Source organism: Arthrobacter sp. KNU40 (assembly GCF_051515115.1).
Lineage (GTDB): Bacteria > Actinomycetota > Actinomycetes > Actinomycetales > Micrococcaceae > Arthrobacter.
The window spans coordinates 2,763,222-2,777,295 of sequence record NZ_CP195850.1 but is presented as its reverse complement, the minus strand read 5'-3'; the positions used below and the strand labels follow the sequence as shown (position 1 = coordinate 2,777,295).

Sequence of the window (14,074 nt, the reverse complement as noted above, 5' to 3'; positions counted from 1 at the left end):
GGAAACGTAATTAGGATACGCCGGGGCATAGGGGAAAGACAGGGCCGGACATGGCAACTCAAAGTGACGGGGTCGGCTTCCGTTCCAAACGGGGCCCGATACTCATAGCCCTGATGCTCTCGAGCGGCCTTGTCGCGATCGATGCAACCATCGTGGCGACCGCTGTGCCTTCGATCGTTCATGAAATCGGCGGGTTCGCCTCGTTCCCTTGGCTCTTCTCCGCCTACCTGCTCGCGCAGGCCGTCTCGGTCCCGGTCTACGCGAAACTCTCCGATATGGCGGGTCGGAAGCCAATCATTCTCACTGGCATCGGACTCTTCCTTCTCGGATCCATCCTTTGCGGGCTTGCGTGGAGCATGCCTGCGCTCATCGCCTTCCGCGTGGTGCAGGGACTGGGTGCCGGCGCGGTCCTGCCTGTGGCCATTACCATCGCCGGCGATATCTACACCCTCGCCGAGCGCGCGAAGGTGCAAGGCTACCTCGCCAGCGTGTGGGCAACGTCGTCTGTTGTGGGCCCAACTCTGGGCGGGGTGTTCTCGTCGCTTGGAGTTTGGCGCGGAATCTTCCTCGTCAACATTCCGCTGTGCATCGTGGCTGCGTGGATGCTGGTTCAAAGGTTCCAGGAGAACATCGAGCGGGTAAAGCACCGCGTCGATTATCTTGGAGCCGCCCTTCTCACGGTCACGTTGACCTTGGGCATCCTCGGTGCCTTGGAAGGCGGCCAGGCCTGGGCCTGGGACTCTCCGATCAGCATCGCAGTATTCGCCATTGGCGCAGTTTTGCTTGTTGCCTTCGTCCTGGTCGAGCGACGGGCAGCTGAACCTGTCCTTCCGCCGTGGGTCGTTTCGAGGCGTCTTCTCGGCACGACCGCACTGATCTCCTTTGGAGCCGGGGCAGTCGTACTTGGCCTCACCTCGTACGTTCCGACCTTCCTTCAAGGGGCGCTTTCGGTGTCGCCATTGGCTGCGGGCCTGTCCCTGGCGGCCCTGACGATCGGCTGGCCGATCAGCGCTTCGCAGTCGGGCCGCTTTTACCTTCGGATCGGCTTTCGGGCAACAGCCCTGATCGGAATCACCGTTACCCTTATCGGCTCGGCGGCCCTCGCCGTGACGGCCTACACACCGAACATCCTGCTCGTCGCAGGGAGTTGCTTCGTTGCCGGGCTCGGACTTGGGCTTCTGGCAACCCCGAGCCTGATCGCGGCCCAGTCCAGTGTCGAATGGCACGAACGAGGAGTGGTGACGGGCACCAACCTCTTCGCGCGATCCATTGGCAGTTCGCTTGGAGTAGCCGTTTTCGGCGCCGTGGCAAATGCGATCTACGCCGGCAGCCCCGGTGGCGCTAAGAATCCGCAATCGGTGGTATTCGCTTCTGCGGCGGTATTTCTCGCGGTGCTCGTGAGCGCCGCGCTCACCGTCGTCGCTGTCCTCGCGATGCCCGTCACGCCCCTTGAGGCTACTGCTCCGCAGGGCAAGCGGCCAGCCCCGCGGCTCCAAAAAGTGCGGCGCCCAAACGGAGGGGGCCCTTAGGCTCGCGTCCTCGGTCGGGCTAGTTGCCCGGGTCCTCCGGAGACTGATTGGCCTCTCGACCACCCGTTCGGACCACCCGGATTTTCGTGGTCTGCGGCTCTGACTGTTCGGGGAGCTGGAGACGGATTTCGAGGACGCCGTCCTCGTACGTGGCGACGATGCCGTCCTGGCTCACTCCGCGGGGCAGCGGAATGCTGCGGGTCCGTTCGCCGTAGCGGAGCTCGGTGCGGTAGCCCTTCTTGTCAACGTGTTCGGCATCCTCCTCGCGCCGCGCCTCGATATGCAGGGTGTCGTCGGCAATGCTGATGTCGACGTCGGTCTCGGGGTCGATTCCCGGCAGATCCACTCTGACGACCAGCGTGTCCCCCTCTTGGTATTGCTCGATGCGGAGCGAAGGGTCGGATTCGCCTTGAAGGAAGCGTCGGAGCGGCTCCGGTACTCCGAGTCCGCCGCGTCCGAATAGGTTGTCCATGATGACCTCCTGGTAGGTACCGGCTGCGGGCCAAGTTAGGCGTGCCGGGATGAGAAGAAAGCTACGCCTAGCATGGTCCCGTGGATAGCCCTTGGTCTCAGAGGAGTCGGGTAGCCACTACCGAATATCGCACTCTTGACGTCAGTTACGCCGGGCCGGAGACTGAGCGTAGGAGGCGTGCCGTGGGCAATTTACCGTGGATATTGGTGCTGCTCATCCCGGCACTGGGCTTCTTCCTATTTCTGATCTACGCAAATATTCGCTTGTCAGCCAGGCGGAAAGCGCTTGGGTTGCCCCCGCTGGGACTGACTCCACGTCGTACCAAGACCCGGCATCGGAAGCATCACAGGTACGTGATCATTCGTCGTGTCAAACACTGAGATCGGTTCCTCTCAGCTTTGATGGAAGTCCGGAGCCTTTGGGGCGTCGAGCATTCCCTCGATCTTCTCTTCCAAGGCCGCGATGGTCGCGTCGGGCAGGACAATCAGCCCATCCAATTCGCGTCGGGCACGCTTATAGGCCGTCTGCCTCTCTGCCGGCGTCGCTGCACTGTCAGAAGCGATCCTGAGCAGCTTCCTGGCGGTCGCCAGCCGCTGGCGCTCGGGTTCAGTGAAGTTGCCGTCCTTGATGCGCTTGGCTTCCCGCTCTGCCACATCGAACGCCAGCTCGAAGCTCCGGACGGCCGCGCGATACTCGGCCAGCCGGGCCGCCGTCGTGATTTCTCCCGGAGTTGCCGGACGCAGACCGTCAGCCTCCCGCTTGGCCCGAAGAAACGCCACCGTGAGCGGTTCGCGGACATCCGACATGACCGGAAAATCGATGAGTTTTCCGACGTCGAGTTCGTATTCGAGCCATCGCCGGTTCACGGCGTCGTGGGCCTCTTGCAGCCGCACCACCTCTGCCTGGCTAGCGTGCTCCGATTCCGCCGCGCGGTTCTTGAGCTGATAGAGCTCCACCCGACGGCGGTGCCGCCGCTCACTGGCCCTGGACCAGGACCGCGCCCAACCGCCGGCCAATCCGCTCAGCGGGAAGACCAGCCACCAGTAGTGGCCGACAAATTCGAGGAAGGGATTCACGGCTTCATCGTCCCACCGGCCCGGACGTGTCTCAAGAGCCTCGTCAAAGCAAGCAGGCCTAGCCGACCTTCCGGAGCCAGTCCGTCAGGATGGGCAAGACGACGGAGCTATGCATCGCTCCGATGTGGTCGAGGCCAGCGAGCACCCGGACATCCCAACCGGCGTCAATGAGGGCTTGTTGGTGTGTCGTCAGGGGCTCGCCGATCTTTACGTGAACGTTGCCCCATGCAGGGCCGTAGTCGATCCGGTCTTCCGCCCCCGCGAAGGCGAGGCGAGGCAAGCCCGGCGGGACTTCGGCGGAGGAATCGTCGAAGCCTTGAAGGGCCTCGTAGAGGGTCACGAATTGACGGGTCTGGGCTTCGTTCGTTTGAACGGGCACCGAATCCCAGTCTCCAGGCTCAACGTCAGTGGTCGGCGAAGGAACCAGGTCGGCGGATTGTCCGGACATCGAATGTGCTGCCCGGGTCACCGCCAACATGCTCGCGTAGGGCCCATCCAGGGGTGGGAATCCGCCCATCACCAATGCCCAAAGCCGGTCAGTGCGGATTGCGAGTTGCAGGCCGCAGAGTGCTAGCCAGGAGTAGCCGTAGTAGGCGAAGCTGCCGGCCTCAGCGGCGTCGGCGATGGCAAGGAGATCAGCCGTGACATTCCCTGGAGTAAGGGTGTCCGGTGCAGGGTGTGCCATCCGGTGGTTTTCATAATCGGCGACGACGACGCGGTGGGATCGCGCGAGTCCGTTCACCAGCTTGGAGCCCAGGTCCGGATCAGCGCCCCAGCGGCGCATCGTTGCTGCTTCCTCCGGCGGATAGGGGGCGAAGCGGGCCGGGAGCAGAAGGGCGCGTCCGCTTCCGTGCAAGGTTATGGGGATCGTCGTGCCGTCGTGAAGAACGGCTTCAGCGGTCTCAATCACGGCTTTACCCTCTTTATCGCTGCGGCCCTTTGTGGTCCAGCTTGCCACTGAATTGCCGTTGTCGGTCCATCGCGTGGCACCCGAATCCAAGGCTTTCCCCATCGACAGGCACCCTGCCCGGGAATAGCCTTAAGCCGTCCCATTGACCGACGAGGATGACGGAGAGGTATGCGACATGGGAGCTACAGAAAACGCTGAATTGGTCCGGCGTGGATACGAGGCCTTTAACACGGGTGATTTGGCGGCACTCAGCGAGTTGTTCGCGGAGGACGCAGTCTGGTACGCAGCTGGAAATGGCGTACTCTCCGGCACGAAGCAAGGAAGAGACGCCATCCTGGCCTATTTCGGCGAACTGGGAGCGCGTTCCCAAGGTACCTTCCAAGCGGCGGTCCAAGACATCGTGGGTGGAGAAAACCACACCATCGGGCTCCAGCAAAGCCGCGCCGAAAGCGACGGAAAGACCCTGGACATCGCAACCGCCATCTCCTTCGTTCTCCGCGACGGAAAGGTTGTAGAGGGCCGGGAATTCTTCGAGGACACAGCCAAGGCAGACGAATTCTGGACCTGAATATCGGTTTCGGATCCCGGCCCTGAAAACCCATTGACATCCTGGGTAGCGGGGTCTATTGCTTGGCATGTCCATACCCGTCCACACCAGCAAGGAGCAGAGATGGAAGCCGCACCCTATGGAGTTGTGCACTTCTTCCCAGGAGGCACGAAGGACCAATACGAGGCGTCAATTGCCGCTGTCCACCCAGGAGAGGGGCTGCTGCCCGACGGTCAGACTTTCCATGCCGCAGGCCCCTCGGCCGGCGGTTGGACGATCATGGCCGTCCACGAATCGAAGGAAAGTTGGGAGAACTTCCGCGACGGCATTCTCATGCCCCGCATGCAGGCGGGCATCGAGGGCGGATTCGAGTCGCCCCCGGAAGAGACCGTCGTCGATCTGTACAAGGTCATGCCCTAACTATTCGAAAAGGCCGCCCCCAGGTCTCGCGGGCGGCCTCCGTCCATTCGCGGCGGAAGTGGAAAGGAAACAGTCGTGGCCTCGATAGTGAACTACTTCGAAGTCGGTTCTCCCGATCCCGAGAGCGCGCGGGCCTTCTACAGCTCGCTTTTCGACTGGACTTTCGGTGCGTCCTCGCCTGCCAGCTACCAGATGGTGAATGGCGACAAGGGCGGGCTGTGGGACACGTCATCGCTCGAGGAAACGTCGTGGGCGATCTTCTACGTGCAAGTCGACGATGTGAAGGCCGCGATCGCCAGGGCCGAGTCACTCGGTGCGAGCGTAGCCATCCCGTTCGTCGACAACGGCGCGATAGAGTTCGCGCACCTCCTGGACCCGCACGGCAACCGTTTCGGTGTGTGGCATCCCAAACGGGAGGGCTGAGGCGACGGGGATCATCCGCACACTTGCACCACTCGATGAAAAGGACAAGTGCATTGACACTCGATACATTGCCCGTAATCGACTTCTCCCGTCTGGATGCAGGGCCGGAGGAGGCCTCCCGATTCCGTGACGAACTGCGCGATGCCATGCATGAGGTTGGCTTCCTGTATCTGGCCGGCCACGGCATCCCGAAGGAGTTGACGGACGCCATTCTCGACGTGTCGCGCCGCTTTTTCGAGCTGCCCGAGGAGGAAAAACTCGCGATCGAGAACGTCCGCAGCCCCCAGTTCCGCGGCTACACCCGCGTTGGCGGCGAGCTCACGGACGGCGGGATCGACTGGCGCGAGCAGATCGACATCGGCGTCGAACGTGACACTGTTGAGCCGGGTCCCGGTGTCGCGGAATATTGGCGCCTCGAGGGGCCCAACCTGTGGCCCGATGCGCTGCCGGAAATGCGGGAGATTGTCTCGGAATGGACCGAACGGCTAAGTACTATCTCGCTGACCCTGTTGCGGGCCCTGGCAGTTTCCCTCGGAGCGCCCGAGGACACTTTTGATGCGGCATTCGCCGCACGGGCTTTCCCTGTCCTCAAGATCGTGAGATATCCGGGGGAGTCGAACCCGGAACCCAAGCAGGGCGTGGGGTCCCACCGTGATGGAGGTGTGCTGACACTCCTCTTGGTTGAGCCAGGAAAGGGCGGTCTCCAGGTCGAGTATCAAGGGAAGTGGATCGACGCGCCCCAAGTGCCGGGGACTTTCGTGGTCAATATCGGCGAAATGCTGGAACTGGCCACCAACGGCTACCTCAAGGCGACCCTGCACCGGGTCATCTCACCGCTTCGAGGCACGGACCGGATTTCCCTTCCGTTCTTCTACAATCCTGCACTTGACGCGACCATGCCGCAGCTTGCCGTAAGCCCGGAGTTCCAGGCAAAAGCCCGCGGCTTGTCGGTTGACCCGACGAACAGTCCGATTTTGGAAACCTACGGGGACAACGCCCTCCGCTACCGGCTTCGGGCCCACCCGAACGTCGTCGCAGAGCATCATGCCGACCTGCTGTGAGCCTGACAGTACGGTGCCGGATAATGGGGTCATGGATTTCGAATTGCTCACCATACAGGACTGTCCCCATGGCACCGCGGCCCGGGAACTGTTCTCCCGGGCCGTTGAACTGGAAGGGAAGGACCCGGCCTTGATTGCGGCCAGGGAGATCACAAGCGACGAAGAGGCCGAAGCATCCGGATTCCACGGATCCCCGACATTCACGGTGGACGGAATTGACCTCTTCCCCTCTGCGACAGAGCCGGCCATGACGTGTCGCGTCTACCGTAGGGCTGGTGGCCTCTCCGGCCTGCCCAGCCTGGAATCGCTTCGACAGGCGATCCAGGCCACGCTGGCCGCTTAACATCAGCCCGCGACTCGTGCCGCTGCAACCACGGGGTGGTCCCGGCCGAGGTTCCCCAGTGCCGATCCTCCTTGTGGGGATCCGAGTTCCTCGAAGAACTCGACGTTGGCCCGGACATAATCTGCCCACTCATCCGGAACGTCGTCCGAGAAGTAGATCGCCTCGACCGGGCACACGGGATCGCAGGCGCCGCAGTCCACACATTCGGACGGGTGGATGTAGAGCGAGCGTTCGCCTTCGTAGATGCAGTCCACCGGGCATTCATCGATGCAGGCTTTGTCCTTGACGTCCACGCAGGGCTGCGCGATCACGTAGGTCATGACGCGCTATACACCCGTGTAAACGGTCTTGCCCCAAGTGAAGAAGTCCAGTGCGGACTTGCCCTGCTCCCGGAAGGTGTTCGTGGAGGAGTCCTTCACGCCACCGAACGGCACGTTCAAATCCAGACCCGCCGTGGGACGGTTCACCTTGATCACTCCGGCCTGCGCCCGCGCGGCGAAGTCCGTGGCCAAGGCCAAGGAATCGGTGCAGATGCCTGCGGTGAGGCCGTAGCGGGAGCCGTTGATCGCGGCGAGGCCGGCCTCGTAATCGGGCACCCCCAGGACTGCGACCACCGGACCGAAGATTTCCTCCGTCACGGCGGCATCGTCAAAGGCAATGTCAGTGAGGACAGCGGCTGGGAAGAGCAGAGCGCCGGAGGGGTCGCCGTCGTACTCTCCGTGAAGGAGGGTGGCGCCGCGTTCGACGGCGGTGCGCACCGCTGCTTGGTCCTGTTCGAACTGCTGGCTGCTCACCACAGCGCCCATCTTGGCGCCGTCGAGCCCGTCACCGGCGGTGTAGCCCGCGGCCTCCACAACAAGGGCTTCGAGGAACGCGTCCCGGATGCCCGGGGTGACGTAGACCCGGGACGTTGCCGTGCACGCCTGGCCCGTGAGCCCGAACGCGCCGGCTGCGACTACCGCGGAGGCCTTCTGCGGATCGGCGTCGTCGAGCACCAGGACGCCGTTCTTGCCGCCCATTTCGAGCTGGACGCGGGCGCGGCGGGCATTCAGGATTTCCTGGAGTCCGAGCCCCACTTTGGTGGATCCGGTGAAGGACAGCCCTGCGATGCGGGTATCACGTGCCAAAGCGTCTCCGACCACGCGGCCCTTGCCGTGGACCACGTTGAATACTCCGGCGGGAAGCCCGGCGTCCTGCAGGGCGCGGGCAAGGTGCGTCGCGGAGAGCGGGGTGAGTTCGGCCGGCTTGATGACGACGGCGTTGCCGCTGATGAGTGCGGGGGCGGCCTTCCATGCCGGGATGGCGATGGGGAAGTTCCAGGGGGTGATGAGCCCGACGACGCCGAGCGGCTCGCGCCGGGTGGTGATGGTGGTGTCCGGGAGGCCGCTGGGAAGTACTTCGCCGGTGGCGGCCCAGCCGAGGGAGCCGAAGAAGCGCAGGACGTCCGAGGCGCGCTTGACCTCTCCCTTGGCTTCGACGAGGGTTTTGCCTTCCTCGCGGACAAGGTCCTCGGCGATCGCGCTTTGGCGCTCGAGGAGGAGGTTGCCGGCGGTCATGAGGATGGCGCCGCGGGCAGGGGCGGGCAGGGCTGCCCAAGCCGGCTGGGCGGCGGCAGCGGCGGTGATGGCCGCGTCGACGTCATCGGCGGTGCCTCGCGGGGAGAGGGCAGCGAGTTCCTCCGGGCGGGCCGGGTTGATCCGCTGGATTTCTGGGTCTCCGATCCATTCGCCGTTAATCAGGTGCTGCGCTGCGGCAACATCCTTGCGGGTGGAGGTTGCGGATTCGGTAGCGGTGGAAGTCATGGTAATCCTTTGGCTTAGCGGTTGGGATTGGGCATTAGGGCTGTTCGGGCGGAGATCGGCGCCTAGAGGCTCCGGATCAGGCCTCCGTCACAGCGAAGCGCGACGCCGGTGATGTAGGAAGCCGGGGCACTGCAGAGGAACGCGCCGGCGGCACCGAACTCCTCCGGTTCGCCGTACCGTCGGGCTGGAATGGTCTTGCGGGATTCGAGTTGGATCTCCTCAGGCGTGGTGCCGCGGCGTTTGGCCGCCGCCCGGTCCAGTTCGGCGACGCGATCGGTGGCGATGCGTCCGGGCAAGATCATGTTGACTGTGACGGCGTCGAGGGCCACTTCCGCCGCAAGCGTCTTGAGGTACCCGGCCAATGCTGCGCGGCCTGTGTTGGAGACGGCGAGGTTGGGCAGGGGTGCCACAATTCCGCTGGATCCGATGGCCAGGATCCGTCCCCAGCGCCGCTCCCGCATCCCCGGAAGGATCCTCGAGACAAGGGCGTGGTGCGGCTTCACGAGCAACTCGAACGCCGCCGCGATGTCGTCGGCGCCAAGGCTCGCGGCTGCCCCGGGCTTGGGGCCGGGGCCGTTGAGGACGAGGATGTCGATGGGACCGAGAAGTTCCACGGCGCGTTCGACGGCGGCGGTCACTCCGTCCGCGGTACTGAGGTCCGCTTCAACAGCCACGGCGCTGTGGCCGTCTGCCTCCAGCTCCGCCGCGATCTTCTCGGCCAGCTCGCCCCGGCGGCCGGTGATGGCAACCCGGACGCCTTCGGCCGCGAGGCCGCGGGCGACAGCCAGTCCCAGCCCTCCCGTGGAGGCGGCGACGAATGCGGTCTTTCCACTGATTCCGAAGTCCATCAGAGCCTTCCTGCTGTGTGGGCGGTGGGGGCGAGCGAGAGATCCAAAGCGCGGGCTGCTTCTGCCAGATGCGTCAGCATTCCGTTCCTGAGGACCTCCGGGAAAGGAGCCGCGGGCGGGCGGACGCCGGAGTCCTTGATGAGGCCCCGTTCACGGAAGCACTCCTTCCGGACCGCCAGGGCGATCCGGGCCTGCTGCTCGAAGTTGATGAGTGGCATGTACGGGAGCAATGCGTCCCGGGCGGCGTCGTAGCCACCCGACTGCCAGGCGCGGACGCAGGCCACGAGGGCTTCCGGGTAGGAGAACCCCGTCATGGCGCCGGCAGCGCCGGCCACCAGCTCGTCGAGGAGCCCCTGACCGCCCAGCCCACCGAACACGGAGACCTCGACGGCGGCCGCCAGTTGGGCGATGGCCACACTGGTGGGCGGGGCCTCAGCCTTGACTGCGATAACGAACTTGCACGCCTGGACCACGTAAATGAGCGCTTCCGTGCTGATGCTGACACCGCTGGCCACCGGGTAGTCCTGCAGGACAACTTTGGCGCCGGTGGATTGGTGGATGGCGTTCAGGTGCGCGATCACCACTTCCGGGCGTGCCGAATTTGCCTGCACCATGACTGCCGCGATCCGGTTTCCCGCCACGGCCTGGGCAGCGCGGATTTCTTCGACAGCCGTGCCCGTGAAGAGCGAGGTCACACCGACCACGAGGGGCAATCGGGTTTCTTCGACGACAACTTCCAGCGCCAGGCTGCGCTCCGCTGCGGTCAGGGCGGCGGCCTCGCCGAAGACACCCAGGACAGTCAGCCCTGTGGCGCCGATGGATTCATAGTGCTCCACCAACTGGGCCAGGCTGTCGGTGTCCAGATCGAGGGTGCTGGCCTGGAATGGCGTGGCGACGACGCCCCACACTCCGGGTGGTAGTGCTTCCCGCATTGGATTGTCCTTCCTTACGTGCTGAAGTTCGGGGTCTTGCATCTGTTCGTGCTGCATTCAGCGGCCCGGCCACACAGGCGGGCGCTTTTCCTGGAAAGCGCGTACGCCTTCGGCGGAGTCTTCGCTGTCGAGGGCGGCCATGAGGGCCGGCAGCCTGAGGCCGCGGGCTTCCGCGGCGCTCAAGTGGCTCGTCCTGCTGACCATTTGTTTGACGGCCCGGACGGAGCTCGGCGCGCAGGCGAGGATCTGGTCGACCCAGCGCTGCACCGCGGCGTCGAGCTCCCCAGCCGGAACAACTTCGTTGACGAGGCCCATCGACTGCATCTCTGCAGCATCGGCCTTCCGGCCGGTGAGGAGCAGGCCCATCGCTTGCGTATAGGGGACGCGGCGCACCAGCTGATGGATGCCGCCGTCGAGCGCCAGGCGCCCGACCCGCGGTTCGGTGAGGCCGAAGCGGGCCGTGTCCGCGGCAACGACGATGTCGGCGCCGAGCACGATCTCCATGCCGCCGCCCAGCGCATAGCCGTTCACCCGGGCAATGACCGGAATGTCCAGGCTCGTCCGCAGGCTCAGTCCGCCGAAACCGTTGGGGTCAAGCTCCGCCCAGTACTGCAGGCCGGTCTTGTCCACGGCGGAGGCGGACATGTCCGCGCCGACGCAGAACGCCCGCGTGCCGGCACCGGTGATGACGACGGCGCGCACGGCAGGATCAGCTTCGATCTGGTTCCAGATGTCATTGAGCCTGGCCTGGGCAGTCCCGTCCACCGCGTTGAGCACGTGCTGGCGGTCGATCACCACTGTGGCCACGTGGTTCTCGATGGCCAGCGTGACCTGGTCCACGATTGCCTTCTCTTCTATCGAAGCAGTCACCGGAGAACTCCCAATTTCTGCAGGCGCTCGATGGTTTCAGCGTCGAAGCCGTTCTCCAGGAGGACCTCAACGTTGTGCTCGCCGAGCCGCGGCGCCACGCGCCGGATGGAAGGCGGGGTAGCAGACAAGCGAATGGGGGCGTTGAGCATCTTCACGGTGCCGACGCCCGGGTGCTCGGCCTCGACGATCATGCCGTTGGCCTCGGTCTGCGCATCGGCCAAGGCCTGTTCCAGGGTGTGGACGGGGGCGTTGAGCAGGCCTTGGCTTTCCAACTGGTTGGTCCAGTACTCGGTGGTGTTCGTGGCGATGCGCTCCCGGAAAATCGCCTGCAGGGCCGGCTTGTGCTTGAACTGCTGCTCAAGGTTGGCGAACTCCGGCCGCTGGGTGAGGTCTTCATCCAGTCCCAGCGCTTCGGAAATCCGCGCGAGCGGGTCGGGGGTGAAACCGCCTACCATGCAGACGGCGCCGTCGGTGGTTTCAAAGACGCCGCTCAGCGGCATGGCGCCCCAATTGACTTCGTAGCCGCGGTTGAGCTGCATGCATGCCTCCTGCATCTGCAAGTGCAGCATGGAGTCGTACATGGTCACCTCGACCTTTTGCCCGACGCCGGACGTCTCCCGGGTGCGCAACGCCAGCAGGATGCCCTGCATGAGGTGCATGCCGGTGATGTAGTCGCACAGCGTGGTGGGGTAGATGGCCGGCTTCATGTCGTCGGACTCGCGCCGCCACATCACGCCCGAGTACGCCTGTGCGATCGCATCCTGGCCCCCCTTGTGGGAGTACGGCCCAACCGGGCCGAAGCCCGTGCCGGAGGCCCAGATGATGCCCGGGTTCGCGGCTTTCAGTTCCTCATAGCCGAAGCCCATCCGCTCCATCACGCCGGAACGGAAGTTGCTGACGACGACGTCGGCGTCGGCCATGACCCGGCGGAGGACGGCCTTGCCCTCGTCGGTGCGGGTGTCCACGGAAACGCTTCGCTTGTTCCGGTTGATGGACAGGAAAATGGGGTTGTCCTGGCCGTCCTTGTCCGGGAACGAGTTGCGCGAGATGTCGCCGGCGCCCGGACGTTCCACCTTGATGATGTCCGCGCCGTAGTCGCCCAGCAGCTGGGTGCAGGACGGTCCCATGAACACTTGGGTGAAGTCCACGATCTTGGTGCCGTCGAGGGGGAGCGGGATGCCGTTGGGCTTGGCAGCGGCGCCAGGCGCCGCCGTCGTGGTTTCCTCAAACTCATCGAGAAGGGTGTCGGTGCTCATGCCCCCACCGCCACTTCGCTGTCAAGGGTAGCGTTCGACGACGGGACGTCGCCCGGGTCTGCACCGTGCCGGCGCATGCCCTGCTGGATGTCCAGCGCGGAAACCTCGCGGACAAGGGTACCGTTCTCGACCGCCAGAGCCGCGGCGACGCCGACTGCCTGGCCCATGGCCATGCAGGGCGGGATCTCGCGGGACATCTTCTGTGCTTCCGGGGTGGCCGAGTAGTGGCGCCCGGCGACGAGCAGTTGGTCTACTTCCTTGGGAAGCAGCGAGCGGTACGGGTAGTAGTAATCGCGGCCGCGGGCCACGGTGTCCGCGAAGTGGCGGCGGGAGGTGACGTCGTCCTTCGTCATGACGTATTCGCCCTCGAGCAGGCGGGTTTGCCTTACGCCCATTTGGGAGGCGACGTCCAGCATGTAGCAGTTCTCAAAGCCCGGCAGGTGGGCGCGGACGTACTCAACGGCCTCGGTGATCCGGTCCCGTGCGGCGAACTCGGCGGCGGTCATGTCCGCTGGGTCCACGCCGTCGTATCCGGTCATGTGGGGAGCGTTGCACCAGACGACGCCGTCGATGGGTGTCTTGAGCCACCACAGTTCCCAGGCGCCGCCGAGGAGGCGCTTGATGGTGCGGTTGATGGCGCGGGCTTCCTTCGGGTTGGCCTGCTCGAAAGCCTCGGCGGCAGCGGTGTCAACGTTGCCCAGGCGGAAAACGAGCGTGGTGAGGTAGCTGTCCTTGATGTGGCTGGCGCCGGCACGGGAGGCGACGTCGATGTCTCCGGTCGTGTCGATGACGATGTCCGCCATGAACGCCTGCGGGCCGGACTTGGTCTCGCAAATGACACCCTTGATGACGCCGTTGTCCACGATCGGGCGGGAGAACCAGGAGTGCAGGCGGAGGTTGACTCCGGCTTCGCGGACGAGGTCGTTGGAGACCCGCTTCCAGCCGTCGGGGTCGAAGGCAGCGGCGTAGCAAATCGGCTTGGGGTTCGTGTGTGAGTGGAAGTCGAAGGTGCCGTAGCGGCCCCACTTGTTCCAGAGTTCCTCGGAGGTCTTGCGGTCATCGGCGGGCGGGACAACCGCAAGGCCGAGCTTCTGCAGCCGTTCGACGTACTCCGAAACGATGCCAGTGACCGTGATTTCCTGGCCGTTGATCATGTCGTCGAGCACCAGGACCATGCCTCCGGAGGCGAGTCCGCCGAGCGAGGAGTAGCGCTCCAGGAGCGTGACGGATGCGCCGGAACGTGCTGCGGTGACCGCGGCGGCCACGCCGGCGGGCCCACCGCCGACCACGAGGACGGCGGAGCGGGAGATGACGGGCGCGGTGAGATCCGCCGTCGTCGTACTGAGTTCCAGTGACGATGTGCTGGCAAAGGAGTTCATGGAGGAGGATCCTTACTTCCCGGCGGGCATGCCGTTGGAACGGTTGCCGGGGTGTAGACGAGGTGCCCGGGAGGAGTTCGCGGCGATGCACGCAGCGAACCAGGCCCGGGCGGAGGGCATGACGAGTAGAGGTCCCGCGGGACCTGGACACGGAAATAGAGATTTTTGCGAACGGACGTCCAAGGGTCCGTGCGTGTATGGGAGCA

Annotated in this window: 16 protein-coding genes; 6 read left to right on the top strand and 10 right to left on the bottom strand. The window is 64.7% G+C overall.

What is annotated here, in order from left to right:
• Positions 1-50: 50 nt before the first annotated feature.
• The gene (locus ACSKT0_RS12820) at positions 51-1,529 is read left to right on the top strand and encodes an MFS transporter (protein ID WP_437770153.1); all 1,479 of its coding nucleotides are present in this window, start codon (positions 51-53) and stop codon (positions 1,527-1,529) included.
• A gap of 19 nt (positions 1,530-1,548) precedes the next feature.
• On the opposite strand, the gene ACSKT0_RS12815 is transcribed toward ACSKT0_RS12820, so the two are convergent.
• The 3 genes from ACSKT0_RS12815 to ACSKT0_RS12805 all read right to left on the bottom strand — a co-directional run bounded on the left by ACSKT0_RS12815 (position 1,549) and on the right by ACSKT0_RS12805 (position 3,987).
• Entirely contained in the window at positions 1,549-2,001 is a 453-nt protein-coding gene (locus ACSKT0_RS12815; protein WP_437770152.1) for an Hsp20/alpha crystallin family protein, read from the bottom strand.
• 392 nt (positions 2,002-2,393) lie between these two features.
• Positions 2,394-3,077 (bottom strand): hypothetical protein, encoded by a 684-nt coding sequence (locus ACSKT0_RS12810; protein WP_437770151.1) that lies wholly within the window; start codon positions 3,075-3,077, stop codon positions 2,394-2,396.
• Between the two features lie 58 nt (positions 3,078-3,135).
• On the bottom strand, positions 3,136-3,987 hold the full coding sequence (locus tag ACSKT0_RS12805; RefSeq protein ID WP_437770150.1) for an alpha/beta hydrolase: 852 nt from the start codon (positions 3,985-3,987) through the stop codon (positions 3,136-3,138).
• A gap of 175 nt (positions 3,988-4,162) precedes the next feature.
• Between ACSKT0_RS12805 and ACSKT0_RS12800 the strand changes: the two genes are divergently transcribed.
• The 5 genes from ACSKT0_RS12800 (at position 4,163) to ACSKT0_RS12780 (ending at position 6,781) form a co-directional block, all read left to right on the top strand.
• Complete coding sequence (locus ACSKT0_RS12800) at positions 4,163-4,555, top strand: nuclear transport factor 2 family protein (RefSeq protein WP_437770149.1); 393 nt, start codon at positions 4,163-4,165, stop codon at positions 4,553-4,555.
• 102 nt (positions 4,556-4,657) lie between these two features.
• The gene (locus ACSKT0_RS12795; RefSeq protein ID WP_437770148.1) at positions 4,658-4,954 is read left to right on the top strand and encodes a hypothetical protein; all 297 of its coding nucleotides are present in this window, start codon (positions 4,658-4,660) and stop codon (positions 4,952-4,954) included.
• Positions 4,955-5,029: 75 nt separating this feature from the next.
• Complete coding sequence (locus tag ACSKT0_RS12790; protein WP_437770147.1) at positions 5,030-5,377, top strand: VOC family protein; 348 nt, start codon at positions 5,030-5,032, stop codon at positions 5,375-5,377.
• 53 nt (positions 5,378-5,430) lie between these two features.
• Complete coding sequence (locus tag ACSKT0_RS12785) at positions 5,431-6,438, top strand: isopenicillin N synthase family dioxygenase (protein WP_437770146.1); 1,008 nt, start codon at positions 5,431-5,433, stop codon at positions 6,436-6,438.
• Positions 6,439-6,469: 31 nt separating this feature from the next.
• Positions 6,470-6,781 carry a hypothetical protein gene (locus ACSKT0_RS12780; RefSeq protein ID WP_437770145.1) on the top strand — a complete coding sequence of 104 codons (312 nt, stop codon included), beginning with the start codon at positions 6,470-6,472 and terminating at the stop codon, positions 6,779-6,781.
• A 2-nt stretch (positions 6,782-6,783) separates the two neighbouring features.
• On the opposite strand, the gene fdxA is transcribed toward ACSKT0_RS12780, so the two are convergent.
• The 7 genes from fdxA to ACSKT0_RS12745 all read right to left on the bottom strand — a co-directional run bounded on the left by fdxA (position 6,784) and on the right by ACSKT0_RS12745 (position 13,868).
• Positions 6,784-7,101 carry a ferredoxin gene (gene fdxA, locus ACSKT0_RS12775; protein ID WP_437770144.1) on the bottom strand — a complete coding sequence of 106 codons (318 nt, stop codon included), beginning with the start codon at positions 7,099-7,101 and terminating at the stop codon, positions 6,784-6,786.
• Positions 7,102-7,107: 6 nt separating this feature from the next.
• Complete coding sequence (locus ACSKT0_RS12770) at positions 7,108-8,583, bottom strand: aldehyde dehydrogenase family protein (protein WP_437770143.1); 1,476 nt, start codon at positions 8,581-8,583, stop codon at positions 7,108-7,110.
• A gap of 62 nt (positions 8,584-8,645) precedes the next feature.
• Positions 8,646-9,431 carry an SDR family oxidoreductase gene (locus ACSKT0_RS12765; protein WP_437770142.1) on the bottom strand — a complete coding sequence of 262 codons (786 nt, stop codon included), beginning with the start codon at positions 9,429-9,431 and terminating at the stop codon, positions 8,646-8,648.
• Positions 9,431-10,363: a dihydrodipicolinate synthase family protein gene (locus ACSKT0_RS12760; protein WP_437770141.1), complete on the bottom strand. Its 933-nt coding sequence runs from the start codon at positions 10,361-10,363 to the stop codon at positions 9,431-9,433. The genes ACSKT0_RS12765 and ACSKT0_RS12760 overlap by 1 nt, the downstream gene beginning before the upstream one ends.
• A 57-nt stretch (positions 10,364-10,420) precedes the next feature.
• The gene (locus ACSKT0_RS12755) at positions 10,421-11,233 is read right to left on the bottom strand and encodes an enoyl-CoA hydratase-related protein (protein WP_437770140.1); all 813 of its coding nucleotides are present in this window, start codon (positions 11,231-11,233) and stop codon (positions 10,421-10,423) included.
• Positions 11,230-12,489, bottom strand: a complete 1,260-nt coding sequence (locus ACSKT0_RS12750) for a CaiB/BaiF CoA transferase family protein (RefSeq protein ID WP_437770139.1) — start codon at positions 12,487-12,489, stop codon at positions 11,230-11,232. The genes ACSKT0_RS12755 and ACSKT0_RS12750 overlap by 4 nt, the downstream gene beginning before the upstream one ends.
• Entirely contained in the window at positions 12,486-13,868 is a 1,383-nt protein-coding gene (locus ACSKT0_RS12745; RefSeq protein WP_437770138.1) for an FAD-dependent oxidoreductase, read from the bottom strand. Before ACSKT0_RS12745 ends, ACSKT0_RS12750 begins: the two co-directional genes overlap by 4 nt.
• Positions 13,869-14,074 lie beyond the last annotated feature (206 nt).

Bases quoted from the DNA above. Each gene is read 5' to 3' on its own strand.
- ACSKT0_RS12820 (WP_437770153.1), top strand. From the start codon at position 51: ATGGCAACTCAAAGTGACGGGGTCGGCTTCCGTTCCAAACGGGGCCCG.
- ACSKT0_RS12815 (WP_437770152.1), bottom strand. From the start codon at position 2,001: ATGGACAACCTATTCGGACGCGGCGGACTCGGAGTACCGGAGCCGCTC.
- ACSKT0_RS12800 (WP_437770149.1), top strand. From the start codon at position 4,163: ATGGGAGCTACAGAAAACGCTGAATTGGTCCGGCGTGGATACGAGGCC.
- ACSKT0_RS12795 (WP_437770148.1), top strand. From the start codon at position 4,658: ATGGAAGCCGCACCCTATGGAGTTGTGCACTTCTTCCCAGGAGGCACG.
- ACSKT0_RS12780 (WP_437770145.1), top strand. From the start codon at position 6,470: ATGGATTTCGAATTGCTCACCATACAGGACTGTCCCCATGGCACCGCG.
- fdxA (WP_437770144.1), bottom strand. From the start codon at position 7,101: ATGACCTACGTGATCGCGCAGCCCTGCGTGGACGTCAAGGACAAAGCC.
- ACSKT0_RS12770 (WP_437770143.1), bottom strand. From the start codon at position 8,583: ATGACTTCCACCGCTACCGAATCCGCAACCTCCACCCGCAAGGATGTT.
- ACSKT0_RS12765 (WP_437770142.1), bottom strand. From the start codon at position 9,431: ATGGACTTCGGAATCAGTGGAAAGACCGCATTCGTCGCCGCCTCCACG.
- ACSKT0_RS12760 (WP_437770141.1), bottom strand. From the start codon at position 10,363: ATGCGGGAAGCACTACCACCCGGAGTGTGGGGCGTCGTCGCCACGCCA.
- ACSKT0_RS12750 (WP_437770139.1), bottom strand. From the start codon at position 12,489: ATGAGCACCGACACCCTTCTCGATGAGTTTGAGGAAACCACGACGGCG.
- ACSKT0_RS12745 (WP_437770138.1), bottom strand. From the start codon at position 13,868: ATGAACTCCTTTGCCAGCACATCGTCACTGGAACTCAGTACGACGACG.